This is a genomic window from Streptomyces sp. YS-3 (genome assembly GCF_045257485.1).
Taxonomy (GTDB): domain Bacteria; phylum Actinomycetota; class Actinomycetes; order Streptomycetales; family Streptomycetaceae; genus Streptomyces.
Map to the genome: position 1 here is coordinate 1 of NZ_JBJHPC010000250.1, position 10,068 is coordinate 10,068.

A 10,068-nucleotide genomic window follows, 5' to 3' on the forward strand; every position below is an offset into this window, starting at 1 on the left:
GCCCTGGACCGCGCCGCCCACCCCCTGCGGACCACCGACCCCCTGGGTGACCTGGGCGATCTGCGCTCGATCGGCGCGATGGTGAACGACGCCACGGTGGTGGGGCTCGGCGAGGCGACCCACAGCTCGCACGAGTTCTTCACCATGAAGCAGCGGGTCTTCCGCTATCTCGTGGAGAACAAGGGATTCCGCGTCTTCGCGCTTGAGGCGAGCTGGAGCACCGGCCAGCGGCTCAACGACTATGTGCTGCACGGGGTGGGCGACCCGGCGCAGATCATGCGTACCGAGTTCCAGAGCACCTACGTGTTCTGGAACAACACCGAGTATCTGGATCTGCTGCGATGGATGCGTGGATACAACGTGCAACATCCCCATGATCCGGTGCAGTTCATGGGTGACGACTTCGCGTACGCCGGCCCCGAGCTCTACGACAAGGTAGCCGCCTATATGGCCAAGGCACACCCCGAGCTGCTGCCGCGCCTCACCGAGCTGTACCGGGGCCTGCGGCCCACGACCACCCCCGAAGCCCACATGAACACCTATCCGCTCCGTCCACTTGCCGAACTCCAGGAGATCGCCGGCCGCACGGGGCGGGCACTCGACCTGCTCAAGCAGGCGCGGCCCGGCAAGGGAGGCGATGTCGAGGCGCACGACTGGGCGGTACGGAACGCCACCGCCATCGACCAGACGGCCAAGGGGTACGCCTTCGACCCCGACGATCCCACGGAGGCCGCGCGGGCCATGCGCTACCGGGACCAGATCATGGCGGACAACGTGGAATGGTGGCAGCGGCACACCGGGCGCAAGGTGCTTCTCGCGGCCCACAACGGGCATGTCGCCCTCCAGTCCCACGACCCCCAGCACTATCCCAAGGTGCAGGGGAGCTTCCTGCGCGACAAGTTGGGCAAGCATTACGTGAGCATCGGCTCCACCTTCGACGGGGGCTCGTTCAACGCGCTCGACGCCGACGGACGCATGGTGGTCCACACTGTCGGCCCCGCCAAGCCCGGCAGCAACGAGTACACCCTGGACAAGGCGCGCCCGCGCGACTACGTCCTGGACCTGCGGACCGCTCCGAACGCGGCCCGCGACTGGCTCAACACCCCCCGCGCCACCTGGAGCATCGGCGGTGCCTACCCCGGGCCGACGGGACCGTACAAGCAGATCGCCCTCGCGAACAGCCACGACGTCCTCATCCATCTGCACCGCGTCAGCCCGGCCCACTGGCTGCCCGCCCCGACGGCGCCCAGCGGTAAGTGACGGGCCGAAGGTCCATGCCGGTGCCTGCCGGGTTCTCCGGAGGACTCTTGGCGCGAGGCACCAGGGCAGAAGAAGCCGTACAGAGTCGATCCCGCTTCGAAGTGCCGCGCGAAGTCGCCCAGTCCTTGGAGCGGTTAGGGCCAAAGGCGTGGCCGTCGCGGAAGCGGAACGTCCATGGATCGTGGACGGCACGTTCATGCCGGGCCGCGACCGGCAGGTTGGCGCCATCTCCTGTTGCGTGCTCCGCGTTCACTGCGGATGCGGGCTCGTTCGCGTCGCTGGGCCGCCAGGATGTCGGGGTGACAGGCGTTCAGGACCTACAGCTTGGCCGAGGGGATGATCGGCGATCCGGTCGGGACTGCGGAGTCATGCACCCCCGCGTAATCGGGCAGCTCGACGGCGTTGATCGCGCGCCCGAGCAGCTCGGTGAACCATGCGCCGGCGAAATCGGGAGGCGGCTCGGCGTCCGGCCCGGGGACCTCGCGGGTTCGGACGTTCAACCGGCCGGTCTTGGTTGGCCTCGACGAACGAGCGCATGCGCGCCTCGTAGCGGGCGAACCCGGTGCCGGGGTCCCACTCGGCGGCGGCCAACTCTCCGGCCAGCAGGTAGGCGCCGACCAGTGCCAGGCCGGTGCCCTGCCCGGACATCGGCGAGGAACTGAACGCCGCGTCCCCGAGCAGTCCCACCCGTGTGGGCAGCGGCAGGGGAGAGCAACAGAGCAAGCGTGGTGAGGGCGGTGGCGGCAAAAAAACTGATCCGGGCACGGCGCATCCAGGGTCCCCTTTACGGAAGTCACCAATTCGTCGTGATCTTCCTACTGGGCCTACAGGACACAAGTAGACCGGTAGCGAACCTACTTCACCCGCGAGGGGAGAAACCTCATCTCATCACACTGCACCCAGCAAAGGCCTGCACCGACGGCACCCTGGCTGAGTGTGCCAGCTTTTACTTCAGCAGGTGCTGGTGCGGCGACCCTGGCTCACCCCTGCCTCAGAGCGGACACCACGGCACAGCAAGTGAGGTCTCAAATGCGGAAGTCGAGGATCGGCTTGACGGGCCCTGAGGAGGTTGTGCTCGTGCCCTCCGGGATAGGTCAAGAAGTTGCAAAGCGTCCTTAACGATGCAACTCGGGAAAAATGGTCACCGCGAAAGAGCGAGGCGACATCGAACGGCCGCGCAGGGGTGGTGCGACTCATCCTGGCTCCCACAGCACTCACCGGTGGACATCAGTTTCCGAGGTTGAACAACCCCGTCGTCCCGTGGGTGTTGGTGACGCCTGTGAGGGGCAGCACACTCTGCGTTCCGTCCGCCCGTTGAACCGCGGCGCTCATCATGACGCCCGTGGGGATCGTGCTGGCATCATTTTTATAGAGAGGTGTCACCTGGTAGTAGACCGCATCGTCGGGCCCCATGGTGGCCGCATCAACTGCGTCCTTCACCTGCTTCTCATAGGTTCGCATGCTGGGGGTTCCGGTGTTCATCCCCACCTGCCAGCAGGGGACGAGATTGTTCTGCCCACCGTCCAGCACCTGCCCTTTCCCGCCCAGGATGTTGGCGATGAGGTGGCACCGGGCGATCGTGGTTCCGGGCGAGTGCGTGGCGACGAACTGCTGTGCGTCCAGCCAGCCAGTGATGTCCCCCACACCCGGCGAAGCGGGGCTGCCGTCGCCGAGTTTCTTCCGCAGACAGGCCTGCGCCCCAGCTGCCCGGGTACCGGCCGGGCTGGCCGGGTCGGTCTGGTTGCGACGCGGGACCGGTTGGGTGGTGTTGAGGATCCACCCGTCGCCGGAGTTGGCCTGCATCATCTTCAGGCATGCGGCCTTCGGCTTGGTGAGGCGCTCCGTTCTGCGCGCCGGCTCCGCAAAGCAGAGCTCGCCGCTCACGAACTGGAAGTGGGATATGCCGGGGTCGACCTCGGCTGTGTAGAGTCCCTCGTCCTGGTCCTTGTCGCTCGTGTAGCCGCCCTGCCAGCTGCCACGCAAGAGAAGGTTGCCTTGACTGGTGTACTCGTGGGCGTAGTTGTCCGGCCCCTTGATGGTGACGCGCCACTTGTAGCCGATGGCTTCCCCGCCCAAGACATCGAACCCGGTCTCCATGGCGAACGGGTGATGGTTGGTCTTCTCCTTGAGCCTGACCCAGGTGACGCCGCACGGTCTGGGCTCGGCGGCCTTGAGCTGGGACTTGGCCTGCTGGGCGGCGCGGCGCATCACCAGGTCCTTGTTGGCCGCCGGGATGGGAACGGTCTTCCCGTTCGCCAGCCGCACGGTGACGTTGCCCGCGCGGTCCGGGGTTGTGGTGACCAGCTCCGTCACCCGCACGGTGGTCATCTTGGACGTGAGGGTGCGTTCCGTTGTGCCGTCTGTGACGGCGCTCCCGCGGTCGGTGCGATCCGTATGTGCGGAGGCGGCCGTTGCTGTGCCGCCACTGAACGCGACAGCGGCAGCGGTCGCGGCCACCGTTGCCCCTGACAGGGCACGACGCAGCCTGTTGGGCCTTCGGTCCCGCCCTCCGCGGTGGCGGCGTAAACCTGGTATGGGCATGTTCATTCTCTTTCTGTGCGTTTTGTGGTTGCTACGGCTCAGTGCGCGTACCGATGCGCTCGGGGCTCATCAGGGACACTGCCGGGCCGACTGCGGGATGCGACGGGCCATCAGTTACGGGTCGGCAGGCATGGCGGCGGGCCCGTTTGTCATTTGCGCCATTGTGCGGCGGCTTCTCAAACGTCGGCTGGATCTGGTGCTCGCACCCGCAGTCGGCCCGGCAAGCGCATCTGATTGCGGCTCATAAGGGATTGCTTTGGGCCGAGCAGATGCGGCCATGGACGAGCCTGCCTCTCCTCGGGCAGGCGGCGTTGCTCGGGGAGAGGTGCGGCAGCGGTGATATTGGGCGGCGAGGGGCGGCCGACTTGCCCTGACATGGTCTCCTCGCTCGAATTGTCTGCCTCTGGTTCAGACGGAATCCCCAGAGGGCAGGCGCGTCGCCTGTGCTGGATTCCCTTCACCGTGCTGGTGACGGTCTGCTTCCGTCGTTCATAGAGCTGTTCGGGCAAGCGCGCAAATATCCAGGCTGGTCCGGAGCGCCGAAGGCACTTAATTTCGGCATACATGAATTGGCTGAATGTCGTGACTGTTTGGTGGTGGCCAGCTGCGTAGCCAGATGAAGGGGAACCCCTCCAGCACTCGCTGACCATCGGGGTGATGGCAGCCGATGCACGGCAATGCAGCTCACCTACACGCTGAGTGCGGCGGACTGTACCTCGGTAATTGACGTTCTGATGAATCTGTTCAGGACAAGCCCGCCGAACAGTCCATGAAAGGCCACGGGTTGCGCCCCCGGACCGACTGATTCCGTCATCGTCACCGCGCCGCCGCCGGCGCTAAGTTCGACTTGATCAAGAGCCACTCGCTATCACACTGACCACACCACCGGCCGGGACTCCGCCTGCCCCCGCGGAGCCCTGGTCCAAGGGGGATGAACACGATGCGCCCATCACAATCACGCGGTCTCTGGAGAACAGGGCTGACGATCCTCTCCGCAGTCGCTGGCTGCGCGCTCGCCGCCACCACGGCGACGGCCGCTCCGTCCGCGACGGCTCCGGGTCCGTCCAAGCCGGCCGCCGTGGCAGCCGGTCAGCCCAAGCTCGGCGATGCCTGTACGTCGGCTGACCTCGGCAAGCGCTACCCCTACATCAAGTCCACGCAGGTCGTTCCGACGATCACACACTTCAAGGGCTGGTACGTCACCGAGGGATCGACGGGCTCCCAGACGATCGAGACCAGTACGCAGACCGTGGTCACAGTCCAGGTCGGCCTCTCCGCCAACATCCAGGGCAACTTCCAGGTCGACGTGCTCGCCCAGGTGGGCGGGAGCTTGGGCCTGAACGTGCAGATGTCCTCCAGCACCACCAGCAGCGAGTCCAAGTCGATCTCCTGGGACTTCCGCCGCCCCGGCTACTACGCCCTGTACGAGGGGACCCGCAAGGTCACAGGCCAGTACGGCAGCCTGAACTGCAACCGCGTCGACACCGGCAACGGCACCTACGCCACCCAGTGGATCGACGGCCCCGACAGCGGCAGCTACACCACCTACACCACCCTTGAAGAAGGCGCGGTCCGCTGCGAGGACACCGTCCCGGCCAGCAGCATCATGCGCAAGGCACAGGATCTCCTCGACTGCGGCTCCACCGCCGCCACCGCGAAGCACGCAGCCGGGCCCGTCCCCTCGGCCAAGGCCGACCGAGCCAAGCACGACACCGATACCGCGGTCACAGCCGCCCAGAGCATGACTCCTCAGCCGGCCAAGGCCGCCGCACGCGCCGCCCTGAACTGCCAGGCCGCCGTCTACAGGATCGACGTCCCCGGCAAGCCCCTGAACTGGAGCGCACCGCTCCTGGCCAACGACGGTGTCCGCCTGCGCGAGTCGACGTTCTTCAGCGCCCACCTGGACAACTGGCGGCTGTGCAACGTAACGGAGAACAACGGCGTCCTCGAGGCTTCCCTGTGGAACTGGGGCAACGGAGGATGCGCGACCATCCCGGCGAACATCGCCAACCAGGAGCAGGCCTACCTGACGACGGCCACCTGTGGGGAGGACGACCTCCAGCGGTTCTACATCTACCGTGACGTACCCGGCAGTTCGAAGATCGGTCTGCAGAACAAGTACACCGGCTCCATGATGAGCCATGACCGGTACGCCGACGGGGAGCTCATCCGCCAGTACTCCAGCGGCAGGCAGGACGGAACAGGTACGTACACCCTCACCGGGGTGTGACGTCCCCACCTCGTGAGCCCAGCCCCGCACGTGAACCCCCAACCTCCCGGGCCCGTGCGGGGCTTGCCCCCCCAGCAGGTCTGCCTCCTGCGGCTGCGTCCCGCCGGCGGTCACGGCTCCTCCTCCGGGTACTTGGGAGCCTCACCCCGGCGGCGCAGCCCGACGCGGACCGCGCCGAAGAGGACCTTGGCCAACACGCCCACCACGATCAGATCCGCGAGCATCTGCACGGTGGTCAGCGCACGGCTGGTGCCGGTGGTGGGCGCGATGTCGCCGAAGCCGACGGTCGCGAACACCGTGACCGTGAAATACAGCGCGTCGGTCCGGCTCAGCGGCTCCGARAACGACGACGGCCGGTTGTCGGCGAGCAGGAAGTACGTCGCGGAGAACAGCACGAGGAAGAGCGGCACCGCGGTGGCCAGCGCCTCGATCGCTCGCAGCCGCGGATACTCCGCATGGGTGATGGCGGCGATCTGCCAGGCCGTGAGACAGCCGAAGAGCGCCAGCCCCAGCACGAGCATCACGGCGGTGCCGACGCCCACTCCTCGGTCCAGCGGGGCCGAGTAGTACAGCGCRATCAGCAGAACCGCCGAGGCCGCCGAGCGCAGCAGATGGCCGGCGAGGGCGYGGCGGCGGYGCCGGTCGCCCGGGCCTGCGCGTTCCATGGGCCGCTCCGGTGTACGCGGGGTGCTGTCGGGCGCCCGGYGCGCCCGGCGCCCGACAGCCCTCTGCTTCAGGAGAGGCGGGGACGGACGGTCCCGCCACCGGAGGCGGAGGGGCCCCTGGTGGCTCTCCTCCGGAGTGCGACCWSGTCCTACCGAAGGTAGGAAGGGATCACCCCCGTGATCGGAGACAGGCATGGACGACTACCCACTCCTCAACCTCTTCTGGACGATGCTGTGGCTGTTCCTGTGGGTGATGTGGTTCTTCCTGCTCTTCAAGGTGGTCACCGACATCTTCCGCGACCACAGCCTCGGCGGCTGGGCCRAGGCGGGATGGCTGGTCTTCGTGCTCGTCCTGCCCTACCTCGGTGTTTTCGTCTATCTCATCGCCCGTGGACAGGGCATGGGACAGCGCGACGTGAAGCAGCTCAAGCAGCAGGAGGACGCGTTCCAGCAGTACGTCCGCAACGCGGCCGCAACCGGCGGGGGCGGTTCGGTGGAGGAGCTGAGCAAGCTTTCCGCGCTCAAGGACAAGGGCGACATCACTCCGGAGGAGTACGAGCGCGCCAAGGCCAAGGTCCTGGCGTGAGGCCGGTGGGCCGCCGCTCCCGCCTCAGGGCGATGGCGTGGGTCCCTCGATCTGCTCGCTGATCCACTGCATGCTGCTCGCGACCATCCCCTTCACATACGTCACAGCGTTGTGTCGGCCGCCCCGGATGACTTCGAGGTAGGTGTGGATCGGGCCCTTGTTCCCGTAGGTGGCGATGTAGTCCGCGCCCCTCGCCGACATCCAGCGCCAACTCGCCGAGACCTAGGCGCTGGTCGCCACTCGACAGGCCAGGCACGCCGAAACGCTACGGTGAGCCGATGAACGAGGCCAAGGTCTGGCTGGAACAACGCAACGCGGAGAACCGCAGCATGCAGCTGGAGATCACCGCTTTGGAAGCCCAGCCGGACGACAGCGTCGCCGTCGTCCGTGGCGCGGGCGTGCTCGGCAGCACCGGCTACCAGAACACCACCAAGTCACCTGAACACAAGGGGACATAGCGCACATGACCACCCGCCCGACCACCTCGGTCTCTGCCGCTGCCCCAGCCGAGAACCGGCGCATCGTCGCCCTGCGGCAGGCAGCCCAGGACAAGCACGAGCAGGCCGTCCAACGAGCAGAGGCAGGCATCCGGCGACTGGTCAAAGCGGGCGAGGAGATCAATTTCCGGGCTGTCGCCCGCGCGGCGGGCGTCAGCCCGGACTTCCTCTACGCCCACACCGACCTGCGCAAGCGCATCGAAATTCTGCGCGGCCAGCAACGGGCTGACCACCGACCTCTTCGTCCAGTTCCTCGATGGAGGCAAAGACCCGGCCGGCCAGGACGTGATCCCGGACGATGTCGACCTGGCGTTCGCCCCGGCCTTTGCCCGTAGGGCGGAAGGCCGCCAGGACGTCGATGTCGAAGTCGTAGTGCCCGGCGAACGCGACCGCTTCTGGATGTAGCGGAACGGCGCCGGCCTCAGCCTGAGCTACAGCTCCGGCGCAGTCGAGGGCCACAACAACAAGATCAAAATTCTGAAGCGGCAGATGTTCGGCCGCGCCAGCTTTGACCTCCTGCGGCTATGCGTCCTCCACGCGGCGTTGAATCCCTGGTTGTGGTGGCGTGGAGGGTCACGCGGCTGGCGTGCATGGTGACGGTTTCGAGCGCGACGTCGTCGGCGTGGTGGAACCAGATGTCCTGGAGGAGTTCGTCATACACGAACACTCATGATCGTCGGTTTCGGTGACACTACGTGGCTCTGCACGGAAAGTGATCCAGAACCATTCTTACGGGAGCAATGACACCTGGATCCGCCGCAAGGCGGCTGTGCCACCCCTTCGACCAGCCGCGCACGGCCAGGCCTGGCCTGGCCCAGGCGATCCCTCGGGGCAGCCCTCCCGCTCTGGAAGGGTCCTTGCGTGAAGTGTCGAGAAACTCTGCACGCGTTGCACATCCCACCTGAGTGAACGCGCCTGAATTTAGGGGGCGTTACGCACGGCTACCGCGTCAATGAGGCCGTGCTCATCCTGTGGACCTGTCTGGTTGTGAAAGAAGGAAGCTGCTTCTATGCGCACGCGACCGCTAGCCGTATCGCTGCCGCGACCGCCGCCTTACTCGGATTGGCTGCGCCCAGCATCTCCACCGCGCAGGCCGACCAGCTGCCCGGCGCGTTGCTGGGGCCCACCGGCTTCGGCATCGAGTGAATGCTTCTGGATGCTCAACCACGTGTCAACCCAGTGGATGCATGCCGGTTCTGGCGACGGCCTTGGCGCGTGGGTGACGCAGGAGTACTGCACTCAGAATGCGCCCGATCAGCGTTGGCGCTGGACCTTTGACGGGCAGGGCCGCAAGGTGCTGCCGAGCCGTGCGCGCGAGGTGACCGCGACATCATCGGTTGCCTTTCGGGCCACCGTGCGGTTGCTGGTACGGGCGCATTCGGTGCCGACCATCGCGCCGGATGTCGCGCGGATTTCGCCGCCCGCAACATGATCGTGAGATCAGCAGCAAAACGGGATGAAGTTTGCCGCGATCCGGCAAGGAACCTGGCGCCCTCGCATGTCATGATCGTCGGGAAGGGGTGTTCGGGCGATGGGGACTGCACCGTCCGGACCGCTCTCTGGGGCAGGGCACACGCCCAGCAACTACCAAAACCTATGGGGGATTTATAAAGCTGTACCGTGCGGCACTCGTTGTGGCTACCGGCGCGCTGGCGCCTGCCCTGCTGCTGTCCACTCCGGTTCTCGCCGCCACCGGTTCGCCCTCGTCATCCGGCGCCGCCGCAGTCGCATCCACCGATGCCGACTCACCGTACGACACGATGTCTGAGGTCGAGCTGCGGATCGCGGTCCTGCGTATCGTCGCGGACCCCGCCACCGGCAGGGGTGTCAGCCGCGAGGCGCAGAAGGCGCTCGACGGTACCGTCGACGACCTGCGGTACTTCCTGAAGACCGGACGCGCGATCGCACAGGACGAGGACAACATGGTCGCGATCGCGAGGATCCTTGCCCAGCCCACCTCGGGCAAGGCCGTGAAGCGCGAGGCGTCGAAGGCGCTTGACGGTACCGCCGCGGACCGCGCGTACTTCCTGCAGACGGGTCTGCGGCTCGCCCAGGCGGAGGACGACCGCGTGGCAATCTCTAGGATCCTTGCCGACCCGGCGAGCAGCACCGCGCTGCGCGCGGCGGCGCAGAGGGCAGTCGAAGGCACCCCTGAGGAGATGCGGTACTTCCTGGAGGTCGGCCGCTACCACGTCTGACCGACCGGGCCGCCTGCCATAGCGCTACGGCAGGCGGCCGTCGCTCTCCCTCACGTCAGCGACCCATGTCGCATCGCGGCGCTGCGTCATC

The 10,068-nt window shown here is 66.7% G+C and carries 11 protein-coding genes and 3 pseudogenes; 9 read left to right on the forward strand and 5 right to left on the reverse strand.

Annotated elements, in window-relative coordinates; all coding sequences use genetic code 11:
• On the forward strand, window positions 1-1,260 hold a 1,260-nt coding region (locus ACJA3G_RS20450), incomplete at its 5' end, for an erythromycin esterase family protein (RefSeq protein ID WP_406554465.1).
• A gap of 317 nt (window positions 1,261-1,577) precedes the next feature.
• On the opposite strand, the gene ACJA3G_RS20455 is transcribed toward ACJA3G_RS20450, so the two are convergent.
• Window positions 1,578-1,760, reverse strand: a complete 183-nt coding sequence (locus tag ACJA3G_RS20455) for a hypothetical protein (protein ID WP_406554466.1) — start codon at window positions 1,758-1,760, stop codon at window positions 1,578-1,580.
• Between the two features lie 727 nt (window positions 1,761-2,487).
• Window positions 2,488-3,717, reverse strand: coding sequence for a DNA/RNA non-specific endonuclease (locus ACJA3G_RS20460; protein ID WP_406554467.1), 1,230 nt, complete (start codon window positions 3,715-3,717; stop codon window positions 2,488-2,490).
• Between the two features lie 1,024 nt (window positions 3,718-4,741).
• On the opposite strand from ACJA3G_RS20460, the gene ACJA3G_RS20465 reads away from it, so the two are divergent.
• Window positions 4,742-6,031 carry a hypothetical protein gene (locus ACJA3G_RS20465; RefSeq protein ID WP_406554468.1) on the forward strand — a complete coding sequence of 430 codons (1,290 nt, stop codon included), beginning with the start codon at window positions 4,742-4,744 and terminating at the stop codon, window positions 6,029-6,031.
• Window positions 6,032-6,141: 110 nt separating this feature from the next.
• On the opposite strand, the gene ACJA3G_RS20470 is transcribed toward ACJA3G_RS20465, so the two are convergent.
• On the reverse strand, window positions 6,142-6,696 hold the full coding sequence (locus tag ACJA3G_RS20470; protein WP_406554469.1) for a potassium channel family protein: 555 nt from the start codon (window positions 6,694-6,696) through the stop codon (window positions 6,142-6,144).
• 193 nt (window positions 6,697-6,889) lie between these two features.
• Here ACJA3G_RS20470 and ACJA3G_RS20475 point away from each other — a divergent pair, with 193 nt between their 5' ends.
• A complete protein-coding gene (locus ACJA3G_RS20475) occupies window positions 6,890-7,282 on the forward strand; it encodes an SHOCT domain-containing protein (RefSeq protein WP_406554470.1) in 393 nt (130 codons plus the stop codon).
• A 24-nt stretch (window positions 7,283-7,306) separates the two neighbouring features.
• Here the strand turns inward: ACJA3G_RS20475 and ACJA3G_RS20480 are convergent, their stop codons facing one another.
• Window positions 7,307-7,483, reverse strand: a complete 177-nt coding sequence (locus ACJA3G_RS20480) for a hypothetical protein (RefSeq protein ID WP_406554471.1) — start codon at window positions 7,481-7,483, stop codon at window positions 7,307-7,309.
• A gap of 77 nt (window positions 7,484-7,560) precedes the next feature.
• Here ACJA3G_RS20480 and ACJA3G_RS20485 point away from each other — a divergent pair, with 77 nt between their 5' ends.
• Both ACJA3G_RS20485 and ACJA3G_RS20490 read left to right on the forward strand, forming a co-directional pair.
• Window positions 7,561-7,740 carry a hypothetical protein gene (locus ACJA3G_RS20485; RefSeq protein ID WP_406554472.1) on the forward strand — a complete coding sequence of 60 codons (180 nt, stop codon included), beginning with the start codon at window positions 7,561-7,563 and terminating at the stop codon, window positions 7,738-7,740.
• A gap of 5 nt (window positions 7,741-7,745) precedes the next feature.
• Window positions 7,746-7,943 (forward strand): annotated as a pseudogene (locus ACJA3G_RS20490) (hypothetical protein); the annotation flags it as partial.
• 79 nt (window positions 7,944-8,022) lie between these two features.
• Here the strand turns inward: ACJA3G_RS20490 and ACJA3G_RS20495 are convergent.
• Window positions 8,023-8,205, reverse strand: a pseudogene (locus tag ACJA3G_RS20495) (integrase core domain protein); the annotation flags it as partial.
• A 9-nt stretch (window positions 8,206-8,214) separates the two neighbouring features.
• Between ACJA3G_RS20495 and ACJA3G_RS20500 the strand changes: the two are divergent.
• The 4 genes and pseudogenes from ACJA3G_RS20500 to ACJA3G_RS20515 all read left to right on the forward strand — a co-directional run.
• A pseudogene (locus tag ACJA3G_RS20500) lies at window positions 8,215-8,376 on the forward strand (hypothetical protein); the annotation flags it as partial.
• Between the two features lie 363 nt (window positions 8,377-8,739).
• Window positions 8,740-8,925: a hypothetical protein gene (locus tag ACJA3G_RS20505; protein ID WP_406554473.1), complete on the forward strand. Its 186-nt coding sequence runs from the start codon at window positions 8,740-8,742 to the stop codon at window positions 8,923-8,925.
• A gap of 22 nt (window positions 8,926-8,947) precedes the next feature.
• On the forward strand, window positions 8,948-9,211 hold the full coding sequence (locus ACJA3G_RS20510; protein ID WP_406554474.1) for a hypothetical protein: 264 nt from the start codon (window positions 8,948-8,950) through the stop codon (window positions 9,209-9,211).
• A gap of 328 nt (window positions 9,212-9,539) precedes the next feature.
• Window positions 9,540-9,977, forward strand: coding sequence for an ALF repeat-containing protein (locus ACJA3G_RS20515; protein WP_406554475.1), 438 nt, complete (start codon window positions 9,540-9,542; stop codon window positions 9,975-9,977).
• The last annotated feature ends 91 nt before the right edge of the window (window positions 9,978-10,068 follow it).

Excerpts from the sequence above, each read along its gene's own strand:
- ACJA3G_RS20465 (WP_406554468.1), top strand. The coding sequence starts at position 4,742 with ATGCGCCCATCACAATCACGCGGTCTCTGGAGAACAGGGCTGACGATC.
- ACJA3G_RS20480 (WP_406554471.1), bottom strand. The coding sequence starts at position 7,483 with ATGTCGGCGAGGGGCGCGGACTACATCGCCACCTACGGGAACAAGGGC.
- ACJA3G_RS20485 (WP_406554472.1), top strand. The coding sequence starts at position 7,561 with ATGAACGAGGCCAAGGTCTGGCTGGAACAACGCAACGCGGAGAACCGC.
- ACJA3G_RS20515 (WP_406554475.1), top strand. The coding sequence starts at position 9,540 with ATGTCTGAGGTCGAGCTGCGGATCGCGGTCCTGCGTATCGTCGCGGAC.